General features: G+C 70.8%; 15 protein-coding genes. 2 read left to right on the top strand and 13 right to left on the bottom strand.

Going from position 1 to position 15,990, the window contains the following annotated elements:
• Positions 1-47: 47 nt before the first annotated feature.
• From smc to ACFWYW_RS33895, 4 genes are all read right to left on the bottom strand, one after another.
• A complete protein-coding gene (smc, locus tag ACFWYW_RS33910; protein WP_379612472.1) occupies positions 48-3,725 on the bottom strand; it encodes a chromosome segregation protein SMC in 3,678 nt (1,225 codons plus the stop codon).
• Between the two features lie 219 nt (positions 3,726-3,944).
• Entirely contained in the window at positions 3,945-4,139 is a 195-nt protein-coding gene (locus ACFWYW_RS33905; RefSeq protein ID WP_157250910.1) for a hypothetical protein, read from the bottom strand.
• A gap of 190 nt (positions 4,140-4,329) precedes the next feature.
• Complete coding sequence (locus tag ACFWYW_RS33900) at positions 4,330-4,608, bottom strand: acylphosphatase (RefSeq protein ID WP_184960384.1); 279 nt, start codon at positions 4,606-4,608, stop codon at positions 4,330-4,332.
• The gene (locus ACFWYW_RS33895; protein ID WP_379612473.1) at positions 4,609-5,526 is read right to left on the bottom strand and encodes a LysR substrate-binding domain-containing protein; all 918 of its coding nucleotides are present in this window, start codon (positions 5,524-5,526) and stop codon (positions 4,609-4,611) included.
• A gap of 78 nt (positions 5,527-5,604) precedes the next feature.
• Here ACFWYW_RS33895 and ACFWYW_RS33890 point away from each other — a divergent pair, with 78 nt between their 5' ends.
• The gene (locus ACFWYW_RS33890; protein WP_379612474.1) at positions 5,605-6,738 is read left to right on the top strand and encodes an MFS transporter; all 1,134 of its coding nucleotides are present in this window, start codon (positions 5,605-5,607) and stop codon (positions 6,736-6,738) included.
• Here the strand turns inward: ACFWYW_RS33890 and mutM are convergent.
• The 8 genes from mutM to ACFWYW_RS33850 all read right to left on the bottom strand — a co-directional run bounded on the left by mutM (position 6,686) and on the right by ACFWYW_RS33850 (position 14,714).
• A complete protein-coding gene (gene mutM / locus ACFWYW_RS33885; RefSeq protein WP_379612475.1) occupies positions 6,686-7,528 on the bottom strand; it encodes a bifunctional DNA-formamidopyrimidine glycosylase/DNA-(apurinic or apyrimidinic site) lyase in 843 nt (280 codons plus the stop codon). The two genes, ACFWYW_RS33890 and mutM, sit on opposite strands and share 53 nt — an antisense overlap.
• Before the next feature lie 2 nt (positions 7,529-7,530).
• A complete protein-coding gene (gene rnc / locus ACFWYW_RS33880; RefSeq protein ID WP_379612526.1) occupies positions 7,531-8,250 on the bottom strand; it encodes a ribonuclease III in 720 nt (239 codons plus the stop codon).
• Positions 8,251-8,459: 209 nt separating this feature from the next.
• On the bottom strand, positions 8,460-8,639 hold the full coding sequence (rpmF, locus tag ACFWYW_RS33875; RefSeq protein ID WP_184960388.1) for a 50S ribosomal protein L32: 180 nt from the start codon (positions 8,637-8,639) through the stop codon (positions 8,460-8,462).
• A 1-nt stretch (position 8,640) separates the two neighbouring features.
• Positions 8,641-9,192, bottom strand: coding sequence for a YceD family protein (locus ACFWYW_RS33870; RefSeq protein ID WP_379612476.1), 552 nt, complete (start codon positions 9,190-9,192; stop codon positions 8,641-8,643).
• A gap of 72 nt (positions 9,193-9,264) precedes the next feature.
• The gene (gene coaD / locus ACFWYW_RS33865) at positions 9,265-9,741 is read right to left on the bottom strand and encodes a pantetheine-phosphate adenylyltransferase (RefSeq protein ID WP_379612477.1); all 477 of its coding nucleotides are present in this window, start codon (positions 9,739-9,741) and stop codon (positions 9,265-9,267) included.
• Positions 9,742-9,756: 15 nt separating this feature from the next.
• Entirely contained in the window at positions 9,757-10,323 is a 567-nt protein-coding gene (gene rsmD, locus ACFWYW_RS33860) for a 16S rRNA (guanine(966)-N(2))-methyltransferase RsmD (RefSeq protein ID WP_379612478.1), read from the bottom strand.
• Positions 10,324-10,954: 631 nt separating this feature from the next.
• Positions 10,955-13,135, bottom strand: coding sequence for an ATP-dependent DNA helicase RecG (gene recG, locus ACFWYW_RS33855; protein ID WP_379612479.1), 2,181 nt, complete (start codon positions 13,133-13,135; stop codon positions 10,955-10,957).
• A gap of 34 nt (positions 13,136-13,169) precedes the next feature.
• A complete protein-coding gene (locus tag ACFWYW_RS33850) occupies positions 13,170-14,714 on the bottom strand; it encodes a DAK2 domain-containing protein (RefSeq protein ID WP_379612480.1) in 1,545 nt (514 codons plus the stop codon).
• Positions 14,715-14,912: 198 nt separating this feature from the next.
• Here ACFWYW_RS33850 and rpmB point away from each other — a divergent pair, with 198 nt between their 5' ends.
• Positions 14,913-15,098, top strand: a complete 186-nt coding sequence (rpmB, locus tag ACFWYW_RS33845; RefSeq protein ID WP_049556934.1) for a 50S ribosomal protein L28 — start codon at positions 14,913-14,915, stop codon at positions 15,096-15,098.
• A gap of 64 nt (positions 15,099-15,162) precedes the next feature.
• On the opposite strand, the gene thiD is transcribed toward rpmB, so the two are convergent.
• Positions 15,163-15,987, bottom strand: a complete 825-nt coding sequence (gene thiD, locus ACFWYW_RS33840; protein ID WP_379612481.1) for a bifunctional hydroxymethylpyrimidine kinase/phosphomethylpyrimidine kinase — start codon at positions 15,985-15,987, stop codon at positions 15,163-15,165.
• Between the last annotated feature and the right edge of the window lie 3 nt (positions 15,988-15,990).

Genomic DNA, 15,990 nt, shown 5'->3' with positions numbered 1-15,990 from the left:
CAGTTTTCCAGATCAGCCCGCATGCTCGCGCCCGGGGAGCGTGCGCGTCAGGCCGGTTCGCGCTCCCGCAGGCGCTGGCTGACGACCTGGGTGACGCCGTCACCACGCATGGACACGCCGTACAGGGCGTCGGCGATCTCCATCGTGCGCTTGTTGTGCGTGATGACGATCAGCTGCGAACTCTGCCGCAATTCCTCGAAAAGCGTCAGCAGCCGCTGCGTGTTGGTGTCGTCGAGCGCCGCCTCGACCTCGTCCATCACATAGAACGGCGACGGCCGCGCCTTGAAGATGGAGATCAGGAACGCCACCGCCGTCAGCGACCGCTCACCGCCCGACAGCAGCGACAGCCGCTTGACCTTCTTGCCCGGCGGCCTGGCCTCGACCTCGATGCCGGTCGTCAGCATGTCGGCGGGGTCGGTCAGCACGAGCCGCCCGTCGCCGCCAGGGAACACGCGGGTGAAGATCTGCTCGAACTCGCGGGCGACGTCCTCGTAGGCGGAGGAGAACATCGCCTCGACCCGGTTGTCGACCTCCTGGACGACCGTCATCAGCTCACGCCTGGTCTTCCTGAGGTCTTCGAGCTGGCTGTTGAGGAAGGCGTGGCGCTCCTCCAGCGCGGCGAACTCCTCCAGCGCCAGCGGGTTGACCTTGCCGAGCTGGTTCATCTGCTTCTCGGCGATCCTGGCGCGCTTCTCCTGCTCCTCCCGGACGTACGGCACGGGCGGATCCCCGGGGACCGGTACGGCCGGGCCGTACTCGGAGATCAGCGACTCGGCCTCCACGCCGAACTCGTCGAGCGCCCGCTGCTCCATCTGCTCCAGCCGGAGCCGCTGCTCGGTACGGGCCACCTCGCTGCCGTGCACCCGGTTGACCAGCTTGTCGAGCTCCTGCGACAGCTCGCGTACGCGCAGGCGTACCTGCTTCAGCTCCGCGTCGATCGCCACCCTGGCCAGGTCCGCCTCGTCACGCTCGCGCGAGGCCCGCTCGATCGAGCCGGCCAGCGCCCCGAGCACCCGCTTGGCGCCCTTGGCCACGGCCTCGGCCACGACGGCCTGCCTGCGGCGCCTGGCCCGCTGCGCGGCGGCCTGAGCGCGCTCCTGACGCTCGCGCTCGGCGGCCCGCACCAGGCCGTCGGCCCGGCCCTCGATGCCCTTGACCCGCTCCTCCGCCGTGCGGACCTGCAGGCGGGTCTCCATCTCGCGCTGCCTGGCGAGGTTGGTGGCCTCGGCCAGCTCGTCGCGGGTGTCGGTGGTGGGCTCGGACTCCAGCTCGCCCGCGTACTCCGCCTCGGCCAGCCGGATCTCCAGCTCGGCCACCTCTTCCAGCGCCTCGGCCCGCGCCTCCTCGGCGGTGGCGACGCTCTTGGCCAGGCGGGCGGCCTCGGCGGCGGCGGCCTCGGCGGCGGCCTCCAGCTGGGCCAGGCGCTTGGCGGCAGCGGCGTTGCGCTGGTCGGCCTCGCGCTGCCTGCCCCTGACCTGGTCGAGCGTGCCCTGGGCGGCGCTGAGGCCGGACTGGGCGGTGCTGACGGCGGTCTGGGCCTCGGTGACGCGGGCCTGGGCGGCTTCGAGCCGGGCCTGGGCCTCGTGCTCCGCCTCGACTGCCGCCTCGAAGCCGGCGGCGCTACGCTCGGCGGTGATCTGGGCGGCGTCGAGGTCGGCGGTGGCCTGGTCGAGGGCGGAGCGCATCTGCAGGACGGACGAGCCGCCCACCGCGCCGCCGCCCGCCAGGTGGACGCCCACCAGGTCGCCCTGCCTGGTCACGGCCCTGAGCTCGGGGCGCCGCTCGACCAGCTCCTTCGCCCCGGCCAGGTCGTCGACCACGACGACACCGGCCAGCACGTGGTCGACGGCGGCTCTGAGATGGTCGGGAACGGTCACCAGATCGGCGGCCCAGACACCCCGCGCGTCGAGGGCGGGCCGGGACCCCGCCCGGCTCTCGCCCGCGATCAGGATGGTCGCGTGGCCGCCGTCACCGGCGCGCAGGAGCTCGAAGGCCTCCACCGCCGTGTCGAGCGACTTCACCGCGATCGCCTCGGCCACCGGGCCCAGAACGGCGGCGACGGCCAGTTCGGCGCCGGGCGCCACGGTCAGCTCGGTGGCCAGCGGGCCCTGGACTCCCGCCAGGTCGGCCTCCAGCAGCGCGGCGCCGCCGTCGGCGCCCTTGCTCAGGCCGAGTTCGAGTGCTTCGCGCCGGGCCTGGAGGCCGGCCACCGCCTTCTGGGCCTGCTGGTCGGCGGTGCGGGCCGTACCCACGGCGGATTTCGCGGCCTGCAGGGCCGCGCGCGGGACGTCGAGACCCGACCTGGACTCCTCCACGGCGGCGCGGGCCTCGTCGGCGACCGCCTTGGCCTCCTCGACCAGCGTCTGCGCGGTGTCGAGCTCCTCGGCGAGCGCCGGGTCGACGGCGGGCTCGGCGCGCTGCTGCTCCTCGAGCTCCATCCGGCCGGCGCGCTCGCGCTCTGCGGCGTCGAAGACGCCCTGCGCCAGGCGGCCGATCTCCTCGTCGGCGGCGCGGGCGCGGCTGCGCGCCGAGTCGACCTTGCCGCGCAGCCTGGCCAGGCCCTCGCGGCGGTCGGCCTGGGCGCGGGCGGCCATGGCCAGGCGCTGCTCCTCGCCGCTCAGCTCCGCCTCGGCCTCGGCCCGGCGCTGGACGGCCTCCTCCAGCAGTTCCTGGGCGTGCTCCAGCTCGGCATTGAGTATGAGCTCCTGCTCGCGTGCCTCGGCGGCCTCGCGTTCGAGCTCCTCGGGGTCGCGGCCACGCCGTTCGATGGCGGCGGCGTCGACGGCGTGACGGTGGCGTTCCGCGGCGAGCTGTTCCAGTCCCGAGGTGCGCTCGCGCAGGGAGGACAGCCGGAAGAAGGTCTCCTGCGCGGCCGACAGCCGCGGCTGGGCCTGCGCCTCGGCTTCCTCCAGGGCGGCCTCGCGCTCCTGGCCCTGCGCCAGCTCGGTCTCGACCTGGGTACGGCGGGCCTGGATCGCCGCCTCGTCGGCCGCCTCCCTGAGCAGCGTGTCGCGCAGGATGCCGACGTCGTCGGCCAGCAGCCGCAGCCGGGCGTCACGCAGGTCGGCCTGGATGACGGCGGCCTTGCGGGCGATCTCGGCCTGGCGGCCCAGCGGCTTGAGCTGGCGGCGCAGCTCGGTGGCGAGGTCCTGGGCCCGGGTGAGGTTGGCCTGCATCGCGTCGAGCTTGCGCAGCGCCTTTTCCTTGCGCTTGCGGTGCTTGAGCACGCCGGCGGCCTCTTCGATGAAGGCGCGGCGATCCTCGGGGCCCGCGTGGAGCACGGCGTCGAGCTGGCCCTGGCCGACGATGACGTGCATCTCCCTGCCGATGCCCGAGTCGGACAGCAGCTCCTGGATGTCGAGCAGGCGGCACGTGTCGCCGTTGATGGCGTACTCGGACTGGCCGCTTCTGAACATCAGGCGGCTGATCGTCACCTCGGTGTAGTCGATCGGCAGCGCGCCGTCGGAGTTGTCGATCGTCAGCGTGACCTCGGCACGGCCGAGCGGCGGCCGGCTGGAGGTGCCGGCGAAGATCACGTCCTCCATCTTGCCGCCGCGCAGCGACTTGGCGCTGTGCTCGCCCATGACCCAGGCGAGGGCGTCGACGACATTGGACTTGCCGGACCCGTTGGGCCCGACGACACAGGTGATCCCCGGTTCGAAACGCAGTGCGGTGGCCGAGGCGAACGACTTGAATCCACGCAGGGTGAGGGTCTTCAGGTACACCTGATGACCCCCTCCCGTCGACCGCGTTCCGGAAAGCCTACTGGTCTCTGCCCTTGGGCTCGTGCTAAGAACCAGTCTGCGATACGGCAGGGCGGGTGAGGGCGGTTATCCGCGCGTGTCTGCGCACTCGCGGACCACCAACGTGAACTTCTTCAGAAATGTGGACAAATAGCAAGGGACGCCTCTCCGAGACGTCCCTAGATGTAGCGCTCCGACCACTCAGGTGAGTGCCGGCTCGCGCTCCTGCATACGGCCCCGTGCCTCATCACGGGTCTGCGCCGCAAGAGCGTCATTCTGGGCCTGGAGCCGGATGAGTTCTGCCTCCAGATCCCGAATACGCTGTTGCAGGCGGCGCATCTCCGAGACCATCCGAGGGTCAGGACCGCCGACGTGGCCTAGTAGAGCCTTCGCCATGGTTAAGGGTCCTCCACGCTGAGTGACCAGACTGGTTCGCGCACTTCTATTCCGCGGGAGGGGTGCGCGTGGTACCTAACAAGAGTCGCACCGGCAGTGTGGGCGGTCAAGTCGAACGCACCGCAGAGACGCACCGATGGGCACTCCCGACATACAAATATACCCTATTTGGGGGGTTTAACGAAAGGGTCTACCTCTCCATAAACCCAACCAAACTACCTCGGGGTTCGCTCCACCGTTCCACTACTCCCGTCACCTTGCCCGGCGTGTCGCAACCTCGCAGCAGCTCAAGCAGCTTGACGCAGGACTCCCTGGACCCCTCCGCGACGACCTCCACCCGGCCGTCGTCCATGTTGCGCGCCCACCCGGCCAGCCCCAGCTCAAGCGCCCGCGCGCGGGTCCACCAGCGGAAGCCGACACCCTGGACACGACCCCTTACCCAGGCCGTCAGCCGCGTGTCATCGCCCATTCATCCGGTCACTCTCTGTAGATTTACTGCCACTTCTCCGGCATTTCGGTCGGCAGCCAGCTCAGCGAACGCGGTGATCGCCGTCGTGCGCCTCGTACGCTGCCACACCAGGCCGAGCACCGAGTCCGGCAGGCCCGTGACCGGCACGAACGTGACGTCGTCGCGCCCCAGATAGGCCGCCGTCGGGGTGCAGAACAACATGCTCCCGCGGTTCAGCGCGACCTCGGTCAGGCCCTCCTGGCTCGTGGAAACCTCTCCGGCCGACGGGATGGGCAGGCCGCCGGGCGTCGTCACCGGGGCCGTCAGCTCCCTCCAGCAGCGCGGCGCCGGGCCCTCCACCCCGACCAGCGGCACTCCGGCCAGCTCCTCTGCGTCGATGGACACGCGCCCGGCCAGCGGATGCGCCGGCGACAGGGCCAGTTGCATCGGCACCCGGTTCAGCGCCACGCTCGTCTCCAGGTCGGGCTCGGCGACCGGAAGCAGCGTGAACGTGAGATCCACCACACCCTCGCGCACCTTGCCGAACGGATCGGACAGCGGGACCTCGACCAGCTCGACCGCGCACTCGGGGAAACGGTGCTCGAAGGCGCGCACCGCCCCGGTGACGACCTCGCCCGGCGTGCTGAGGAATCCGACCCGCAGCACGCCGTACACGCTCCTGGCGGCCGATCTGGCGCGGTTCACCGCGCCGTGCAGCCCCTCGAAGGCGGGGCGTACGTCGGCGAGGAATCGCTCGCCCAGCGGGGTCAGCCGCACCCGGCGGCTCGTCCGCTCGAAGAGCCGGGCGCCGATCGAGTCCTCCAGCGAGCGGACGATCTGGCTGACCCGGCCGGGAGACAGGTACAGCCGCTCGGCGGCCTTGGCGAAATGGAGCTCCTCGCTCACCACGACGAACGTCTCCAGCTGTCTGAACTCCACGGCACTCCTTAGTCCAGCTAAACCAAGGATTCGATCTTCGGCATTGTTCCCGCGTGCGCTCGTTCACAGGCTTGGACCATGACGACGATTGACACATCCCGGGCATATTGGCCCGCCGTCCTCGCCACGGCCGTGGGCATTTTCATCGTGGTGACCAGCGAGATGATGCCCATCGGGCTGCTGACGCCGATCAGCGGCGCGATGGGAGTTTCCACCGGCGTCGCCGGGCTGACCATGTCGGCGCCCGGCCTGGTCGCCGCGGTGGCCGCGCCCGTGCTGGCCATGAGCGTACGCGGGCTCGACCGGCGCATGCTGCTGGCCGGGCTCATGGCGCTGCTGGTGCTGTCCAACGTGGTGGCGGCGCTCGCGCCCAACTTCACGGTGATGATGGCGGCCCGGGTGGTGACCGGCGTGAGCATCGGCGGCTACTGGGCCTTCGCCGCGAGCCTGGCCGTACGGCTGGTGCCGCCGGGCTCCGTGGGCCGGGCCACCGCCATGATCGCGGGTGGCGTCTCCGTGGCCTCCGTGCTCGGCGTCCCCACGGGCACCCTGATCGCCTCCATGGCCGACTGGCGCTGGGCGTTCGGGGTGATGGCGCTGCTCGCCCTGGTCGTCACCGCGGCGCTCCTGGTCCTGCTGCCACCGCTGCCCGCCGAGAGCACGGTGAGCCTGGGCGGCGTCTGGCGCGACCCCGGCATGCGGGCCGTGCTGATCGTCATCGGCGTGGTCGTGATCGGCCACTTCGGCGCGTACACCTATGTCCGGCCGTTCCTGGAGCAGAGCGGCGCCAACATCAGCCTCACCCTTCTCGCCTACGGCGTGGCCGGCGTGGCGGGCAACTTCGCCGCGGGCGCGCTCGCCGCCACGCGGCCCAAGCAGGTGATCATCACGCTGACCCTGCTCATCGCCGTGGCCACCGCGGCACTGCCCCTGACGAGCGACCCGCTTCTCCTGGTCGTGCTGTGGGGCATGGCCTACGGCGGCGTCTCCGTCACCAGCCAGCTCTGGATGATCAAGGCGGGCGGCGGCGAGTCCGGCATGGCCTGGGTGTCGTCGGTGTTCAACGCCACCATCGCCGCCGGCGCGCTGGTCGGCGGGCGCATCGTGGACGGCGTTTCGCTGCCGGCCGTGCTGTGGTTCGCGACGGTGATGGCCGTGCTCAGCGCGGCTTACGCTGGCACGTCGGGCAGGAGTAGGACGAGCGGTTCATGAACGGGTCACGCCTGATCGGGGTGCCGCACCGCGAGCAGGGCAGGTCGCGCCTGCCGTAGGCCTCCAGGGAGCGCTCGAAGTAGCCGCTCTCGCCGTTGACGTTGACGTAGAGGCTGTCGAAGGACGTGCCGCCCTGCGCCAGGGCGGAGCTCATGACCGCGCGCACCCCGGCGAGCAGCTCGGTGATCTTGGGCTGGGTGAGGGTCCTGGTCGAGCGGGCCCAGTGGAGCTTGGCCAGCCACAGCGCCTCGTCGGCGTAGATGTTGCCGACGCCGCTGATCAGCGACTGGTCGAGCAGCGCCCGCTTGACCTCGGTGTTCTTCGCCTTCAGCTTGCGGGCGAAGACCGCGTCGGCGAAGGAGTCCTCGAACGGGTCGGGCGCGATGTGCGCGATCGGCTCGGGGACTCCGCCGGACATCGGCGTGACCATGACGTGGCCGAACGTGCGCTGGTCGACGAAGCGCAGGTCGGGGCCGCCGTCGGCGAAGCGCAGCCGTACGCGCAGATGCTTCTCCAGCGGCGAGTCCGGGCGCACCACGAGCAGCTGGCCGCTCATCCCCAGGTGGGCCATGAGCGCGTCGTCGGGGCCGAGCGGCAGCCACAGGTACTTGCCGCGGCGCTCGGCCGAGACGATCGTGCGGCCCTTCAGCCGCGAGGCGAACTCGTCGGCCCCGGGCAGGTGCCGCCGGACGGCGCGAGGATGCAGCACCTCGGCGTCGGCGATCTCCCGCCCGGTGACCCATTCCGCGAGGCCGCGGCGGACGACCTCGACCTCGGGCAGTTCGGGCATCCCTAACCGGCCGGCTGGCTCTCGCGCTGCTCGCGACGCGCCCTGATGCGGGTCCAGGCCGCCTCGGCCGCCTGCTGCTCGGCCTCCTTCTTGCTGCGACCGGTGCCCGAGCCGTAGGACTCGCCGCCCACGCGCACCACAGCGGTGAACGACTTGGCGTGGTCGGGGCCGCTCTCCTCGACGTGGTACTCGGGCACGCCGAGTGCCTCCGAGGCGGTCAGCTCCTGCAGCGAGGTCTTCCAGTCGAGGCCGGCGCCCAGCGAGGCCGAGCGCACGATCAGCGGATCGAACAGCACGTGCACGACGCGGAAGGCCTCTTCCAGGCCCTTGTCCACGTAGATCGCGCCGATCAGCGCCTCCAGCGTGTCGGCCAGGATGGACGACTTGTCGCGCCCGCCGGTGCCCTCCTCGCCCCTGCCGAGGCGAAGGAAGCGGCCCAGGCCCAGGGACCTGGCCACGTCGGCCAGCGCGCGCATGTTGACCACCGCGGCCCGCAGCTTGGCCAGCTGGCCCTCGGGCAGATCGGGGTGGTTGCGGTAGAGCGTATCGGTGACGACCAGGCCCAGCACCGAGTCGCCCAGGAACTCCAGGCGCTCGTTGGTGGGCAGGCCGCCGTTCTCGTACGCGTAGGAGCGGTGCGTCAGCGCCCGCTCAAGGATGTCGGAAGCGAGTCGTGCGGAAAGGACTCGTTCCAGTTCGTCTCTGGCGACCTCCACGGCCACCGGCTTGGGACCTGCGCCCACGTGTTTCCTCCTCGGACACCTTCACATGGCGCGATGGCTGTGGAAGATGCCCGAAAACGTGGTGGGCGTCGGGGATGGTGTCCCGGCGTCCACCACGGCCGCGGGCGAACCGCCACCGCACGCATCTCAGACGTTAACGCCGACCGGGGCACAATTGCACCCGGTCGGCATCACGTCAACTCTGCGAATCAGGCAGACGGCTCGACGACCTGACGGCGGTTGTACGTACCGCAGCTCGGGCAGGCGATGTGCGGCTGCTTCGGCGAACGGCACTGCGGGCAGCTCACCAGCGCGACAGCAGTCGTCTTCCACTGGGAGCGACGGGCGCGGGTGTTGCTCCGCGACATCTTTCGCTTCGGGACGGCCACGTCACTTCTCCTGATCGTTATCGTTCTCGGTAACCAGACCTTGCAACGACGCCCAGCGGACGTCGATCTTCTCGTGCCGGTGGTCCGGGCCGGCGTCAGCCAGCCTGGCCCCGCACTCCACGCAGAGCCCCTGGCAGTCGTCACCGCACATGGGGCTCAACGGCAGTGCGAGCACCGCCGCGTCGCGGAACGTCGGCTCGAGGTCGAGCAGTTCCCCGTCGAGCAGCGAATCCTCCTCCGAGGCGTCCTCGTCGGAGTAGAAGAACAGCTCCTGCAGCGCCACCTCGATGCCCGAGGAGATCGGGTCGAGACAGCGGGCGCACTCCCCGGCCAGCGGGGCCCGCGCCGTGCCACTGACGAGCACGCCTTCCATCACTGCTTCGAACCGGAGATCCAGCTCGACTTCGGCGTCCTTGGGGACACCGATCATGTCGACGCCGAGATCCGCCGGTGCCGGGAGCGAGAGCCGGCGCTCCAGCATCGTGCCCGGTCGCTTGCCCAGGTCGTGGGTAGAGATCACCCATGGGGAGCGGGGGTCGAGGTGCTGAGTCATCCTTGCTCTCGCTAGGCATGGCGAAACGATCGCCGTCGTACAAGGCCGAATAGAAAGAATACCAGGCCCTGGTCAGCCCCTGAGCCGCTCGATGAGCAGCTTGTGCACCAGATCCGGGACCAGGCCGGATACGTCCCCGCCGTAGCGGGCGATCTCCTTGACCCTGCTGGACGAGAGGAAAGAGTACTCGGGGTTGGTCGGCATGAACAGCGTCTCGACCCCGGACAGGCGATAGTTGAGCTGCGCCATCTGCAGCTCGTAGTCGAAGTCGCTGACCACCCGGATGCCCTTGACGATCGCGGGGATGTCGTTCTCCTTGCAGAAGTCGACCAGCAGGCCGTGGAACTTCCGCACCTTGACGTTCGGATACTCCTTGGTCACGGTCTGCAGGACGTCGATCCGCTCGTCGACCGTGAACAGGCTGCTCTTCTCGATGTTGATGAGCACCGCGACGGTCACCTCGTCGTAGAGCCGGGCGGACCGGCCGATGATGTCGAGATGACCGTTGGTGATGGGGTCGAACGACCCCGGGCAGACAACGCGCCGCAAGATGCCCTCCCAGGCTTACGGGTCCCTGGCGGCGCGACCGTACCAAACGGACGCTTCACCATATCGACGGACCCTCTCCTCAACGTAGCCTTCCGGCCATACCAGGGCATTTCCCCTGCTCTCGCGTTCAACCGCGATCAGGGCGTCCTCCGCCAGCCAGCCGTTGTCCCTGAGCCGGGCCAGAACCTCCAGAACCTCGTCATCCGCCACCGCATAGGGCGGATCCGCGAACACCACGTCATAAGGCTCCTCCCCCGGCTTGGCCAGCACCCGCTCCACCCGGTCGTGCACCACCTGAGCGCCGTCCAGCCCGAGCGCCGCGACGTTCGCCCTGATCGTCCGGGCCGCCTTCGCGTCCGACTCCACCAGCAGCGCGTGGACGGCCCCGCGCGACAGAGCCTCCAGCCCGACCGCCCCGGAACCCGCGAACAGATCCATCACCCGCGCCCCGTCCAGCCAGTGAAGTGAACCGAGGGTAGAGAAGATCCCTTCCCTTGCCCTGTCGCTGGTAGGTCGCGTCCCGCGCCCCGGCGGAACCGCCAGCCGACGCCCACCCGCGCTCCCCGCGATGATCCGAGTCATGAGGGCCATTGTTCCCCATGTCACCGCAGGTCAAGAGTGGACAAGTGTCGGCCTCGACTGCGCAAGGGTCGTTCCCTTGGGGCGGGCGGGCCCGCATGATGATGACTGCGGCCTTCGAGGTGACCCAAATGGAGGCCGACCGGCGTGATCGTGAGCCCTTCCGCACGCCGGATCCCTCGGCACCTGACCCGAGGGTGGGCCCAGCCGGGGACGGCATTCGGGGGGAGGCCGTCCCCGCCGCTGGGCCTTTTCGCTTTCTCAGGCTTTCGGCGTGCTCGTCGTTTCTTCACGCCCTTTCGCCGTTACGGCAAGCCGGGTGACCACCACCCGCCATCGTGGGTTTCCGCCGATCGTGGGGGTCGCTTCTCACGTCGCACGTGGTCCCCGCCGCAACGGCCATACGTGCACCACCCACCGTGCCCCACCGCCCGCTCAACGCCCCGGGGCCGCCGTCCGGCCCTCAAGGCCCCTTTCCACCACCGCACACGACCCAAGCGCCCACACGGCCTCCTCTGGCCGTGCCGGCGGCTTGGCTGCTCTCTGGGCGTGGTGTCGCCTGTCAGGGCTTCCTGGCGCTACGTGCATGCCGTCCCGATCCGCCCCACGGCGCCCGGTGGCCGGGGTTGGGGGGTTAGGTCTTTTCTAGGTAGGTGGCTTTTTCGTCGGCCAGGAGGCGGGCTATTTCGGCTCGTAGGCCCTCGTGGGACGTCAGGGCGGGGTCCTTTTCCAGGAAGGCGGCCGCCTCGGCTCGGGCGGTTTCGATGACGTCCTCGTCGCGTAGCAACTGGAGCATCTTCAGCGATGAGCGCTTGCCGGACTGGGCCGCGCCCAGGACGTCGCCCTCGCGGCGTTGTTCCAGGTCGACGCGGGACAGTTCGAAGCCGTCCAGGGTTGAGGCGACCGCGTCCAGGCGGGCCCTGGCCGGGGTGCCCTCGGGGAACTCCGAGATCAGGAGGCACAAACCCGGCAGGCCGCCTCTGCCGACCCGGCCGCGGAGCTGGTGGAGCTGGGAGACGCCGAACCGGTCGGCGTCCATGATGATCATGACGGAGGAGTTGGGCACGTCCACGCCCACTTCGATGACCGTCGTGGCCACCAGCACGTCGACCTCGCCTCGGGTGAAGGCGCGCATGACCGCGTCCTTCTCCTCCGGCGGCAGTTTGCCGTGGAGCACCTCCAGGCGCAGGCCGTGCAGCGGGCCCTCGGCCAGCATCTCGGCCACCTCCAGGACCGCCAGCGGGGGCCGGCGTTCCTCGTCGGACGGCGGCACCGACTCCAGGTCGCCCTCGTCGCCCTCCAGGTCACCGATGCGCGGGCAGACGATGTATGCCTGGCGGCCCAGGCCGACCTCCTCCCGCACGCGCTGCCACGTGCGTTCCAGGAAGTGGGGCTTCTCGGCCGCCGGAACCACGTGGGTGGTGATCGGGGCGCGGCCCGAGGGGAGCTGCGACAGCGTGGAGACCTCCAGGTCGCCGAAGACGGTCATGGCGACCGTGCGCGGGATCGGGGTGGCGGTCATCACCAGGACGTGGGGCCTGCCGCCGCCGGCCTTCTCGCGCAGGGCGTCGCGCTGCTCGACGCCGAAGCGGTGCTGCTCGTCGACGACGACCAGGCCCAGGTCGGCGAACTGCACGTGCTCCTGGAGCAGGGCGTGCGTGCCGACGACGATGCCGGCCGTACCGGAGGCCGCGTCGAGGAGGGCCGCGCGGCGGGCCGCCGCGCCCATGGAGCCGGTGAGCAGGGTGACCGCGGTGCCGCCGAACATGCCGCCGGTGGCGAGGTCGCCGAGCATCGCGGTGATGGAGCGGTGGTGTTGCTGGGCCAGTACTTCGGTGGGGGCGAGCAGGACGGCCTGGCCGCCCGCGTCGACGACCTGGAGCATCGCGCGCAGCGCCACCACCGTCTTGCCCGCGCCGACCTCGCCCTGGAGCAGGCGGTGCATCGGGTGGGGCAGGGCGAGGTCGGCGGCGATCTCCTCGCCCACCGCGGCCTGGCCCTCGGTCAGGGAGAACGGCAGGCGGGCGTCGAAGTCGTCGAGCATGCCCCCGGAGCTGCGCGGACGCGGCTTGGCCGGCCACGCGGTCGCGGCCTGCCTGCGCTGCAGCAATACGGCCTGGAGCACGAACGCCTCGTCGAACTTCAGCCGGTCGCGCGCCCGGTGCACCTCGCCGAAGTCCTTCGGCCGGTGGATGGCCACCAGCGCGTCGCCGAGGTCGGCCAGGCCGTGGCGGGCGCGCAGGCCGGCGGGCAGCGGGTCGTCGAGCGGGCCGAGCGTGTCGAGCACGATGCCGATCGCGCGCCTGATCGCCCAGGGGGTGAGGTCCTTGCCCGCCGGGTAGATCGGCACCGGCGCGGTGGAGAACTCCTCCGCGCTGGTCTCGCTCTCGTCGAACAGCTCGAACTCGGGGTGCGTCAGCTGCCAGCGCGGGGTGGCGCGGGAGCCGAACGCGCCGACCTTTCCGGCGAACATGCCGCGTCTGCCCGGCTTCAGGCGGGACTCGGCCACGTGGGAGCCCTTGCCGAAGAACGACAGGTAGATCTTTTTGCCGGTGCCGTCGACGACCTCGACCTCCAGCCAGGTGCCGCCGCGGTTGCGCATGGGCTTGCGCATGGCGCGGGTGACCTCGCCGACCACGGTGACGTGCTCGTCGACCTCCAGCATGTCGAGCGAGGTCAGTTCGCCGCGCTCGGCGTAGCGGCGCGGATAGTGGCGCAGCAGGTCGCCCACCGTCTCCAGGCCGAGCACGCTGTGCAGGAGCTTGGCTGTCTTCGGGTCGAGCGCCTTGGTCAACGGCTCGTCGAATCGGCTCACGGTCATATGTTCTACCGCGTGTGACCGACAGGAATCATTCCACGCCGATGAGCAGTGGGTAGCCGCCCTGGCCGCCGGGGTAAACGACCAGGTCGGCGTCGGGGCGGGACGTGGACAGGTGCCGCTCCACGTGCGGCGCGAGCCGTACCGGAGCATCCTTGCCCGTGACGAGGGTCACGAGCTCGCCGCCGCCCGCCAGCATCCGGTCCACGACGAGCGTGGCGACCTCGTCGAGCGCGGCGCCGATGTGCACGACGTCGCCGTCGATCAGGCCGAGCACGTCGCCGGGACGGCACAGGCCCGCGCTGGTGACGGCCTCGCGGTCGGCGACGGTGATGTGGCCGTGGCGGGTGTGTCCCGCGGCGTCGGTCATCGCGACCACGTCGTCGTCGAAGCGGCGCAGCGGGTCGTGGACGGCCAGCGCCGCCAGCCCCTGCACGGTGGCCTTGGTGGGCAGCACGCTGACCGTGACGCCGTCCTCGCGGGCGATCTCCGCCGCGGCGGCGGCCACGTCGCCCACGCTCTCGTCGTTCGGCAGCACCGTGACCTCGCCGCCCGCCTCACGGATCGCGGCCAGCATCTCGGGCAGGGAGGGGCTGGTGCCGGGCTCGCGGCGTACCACGACGGCCCCGCACTCCTCGAACAGCGCCGCGATCCCGTCGCCCGCCGCGACCGCCACCACGCCCCTGCCGGCGCCGCCTCTGTGCGTACGCTCGGCGAGGTAGGTCACCCTGATCCGGTGCGGGCGTCCCGCCTTCAGCGCCGCCTCGATCGCCGGACCGGCCTCCTCGACATGCACGTGGACGTTCCACAGCCCGTCGCCGCCGACCACGACCAGCGAGTCGCCCATGGCGTCGAGCTCGGCGCGCAGCCCGGCCACCGCCTCGTCCTCGGCGTCGAGCAGGTACATCACCTCGTAGCCCGCGCCCACCTCGGCCATCGGCGTCACGCGCCCGGTCGGGGCGGGCACCTCGAAGCGCCGCGTGTGGGTGCCGGTGATCACCGCCTCCAGCGACTCCAGGATGATCGCCAGCCCGGCCCCGCCCGCGTCCACCACGCCGCTGCGCGCCAGCACGTCGAGCTGCTCGGGGGTGCGCCTGAGCGCCGCCCGCGCCTGCCCCGCCGCCCGCCTGGCGACCTCTTCGAGGTCACCGTCCAGATCGTGTACGGCTACCGCCACGGCCGACAGCACGCTGAGCACGGTCCCCTCGACGGGCCTGGCCACCGCCTGCCTGGCCAGCTCGGCCGCCCTGACCAGCGCCGTCCGCAGGTCGGAGCCGCCCTTCAGCACCTCGGCCAGCCCGCGCAGCGCCTGGCTGACGATGACGCCGGAGTTGCCGCGGGCGCCGACCATCGCGCCGTAGGAGAGGGTCTGCCAGACCACGGCCCCGTCCACGTCGTCGGGCAGCGACTCGACCGCCTCGGCGGCCGACAGCATGGTCAGGTACAGGTTGGTGCCCGTGTCACCGTCCGCGACGGGGAAGACGTTGAGCGCGTCGATCTCCGCCCTGGCCCGGCCCAGCGAGTCCGCCGCCAGCCGTGACCAACGCCGCACCGCGGGCGGCTCCAAGACCTGCATGTGGGCGATCCGACCTCCGTGAATGCGCTACCGTTAATGGAGGAGAATATCCCCGTTCGCCGGGGCGTCCAGTGCTGAGTTCGCGCCCACTGGTGCGGATCAGATATTCTCGTCTGGCTAGCCGGTTGTCCCGGCATGCCCTCCGCCCGGAATGCATCAGCGGACAGGGCTACATCGACTGTTTTAAGGAGCGATACCGTGGCTTCCGTCTGCGATGTCTGCCGCAAGGGGCCGACCTTCGGCAACAACGTGTCCCACTCGCACCGCCGCACCCGTCGTCGTTGGAACCCCAACATCCAGACGGTTCGCGCGGTCATCGGCGGCACGCCGAAGAAGCTGAACGTGTGCACCTCGTGCATCAAGGCGGGCAAGGTCACCCGCTAACCCAACTTTTCTCGCAGAAGCCCGGCGCACCCCTAGAGCGCCGGGCTTTCGTGATGTCCGGCCGTCAGCGCGTTGGAGCGGACCGTGCGCGCCATTCCCATGCGTGGTCGACCGGGCCGATGCCGTCGCCCAGCGGGAAGCCGCGTGCGATGGCGCCGGTCACGTACTCCTTCGCCTTGGCCACCGCGACCGGCATCTCCTCGCCCTGGGCCAGGTGGGAGGCGATGGCGGAGGCCAGCGTGCAGCCGGTGCCGTGGGTGTGGCGGTTGTCGTGGCGTTCGGCGCGGAACCGGTATTCGGCGGTGCCGTCGGTCAGCAGGTCGACGGGTTCGCCCGGCAGGTGGCCGCCCTTGATGAGCGCCCAGGTGGGCCCCAGCTCCAGGATCGCGTCGGCGGCGCGGCGCAGGCCGTCCTCGTCCTCGACCTTCACCGACGTGAGCTGCTCGACCTCCCAGAGGTTGGGCGTGACCACGGTGGCCACCGGCAGCAGCCGCGTCTTGAGCGACTCCACGGCCTCGGGCACGAGCAGCGTGTCGCCGTGCTTGGAGACGCCGACCGGGTCCACCACCGTGGGCGCGTCGTATTCGCCGAGCACCTCGGCGACCAGCTCGACCAGCGCGGGCGAGGCCAGCATGCCGGTCTTGACGGCCTGCGCGCCGATGTCACCCAGCACGGAGTCGAGCTGCGCGCGTACGGCCTCCGGCGGCAGCTCCCAGTAGCCCTGGACGCCCATGGAGTTCTGCGCGGTGACCGCGGCGATGACGCTCATGCCGTGCACGCCGTGGGCGAGCATGGTCTTCAGATCGGCCTGGATGCCCGCACCGCCGCCGGAGTCGGATCCGGCGACGGTCAGGACGCGTGGAGGGGTCACAACCGTCATGTCCCCCATCCA

The sequence above is a fragment of the Nonomuraea sp. NPDC059023 genome, from assembly GCF_042740095.1.
Lineage (GTDB): Bacteria > Actinomycetota > Actinomycetes > Streptosporangiales > Streptosporangiaceae > Nonomuraea.
This window is presented reverse-complemented; position numbering and strand designations above follow the sequence as displayed.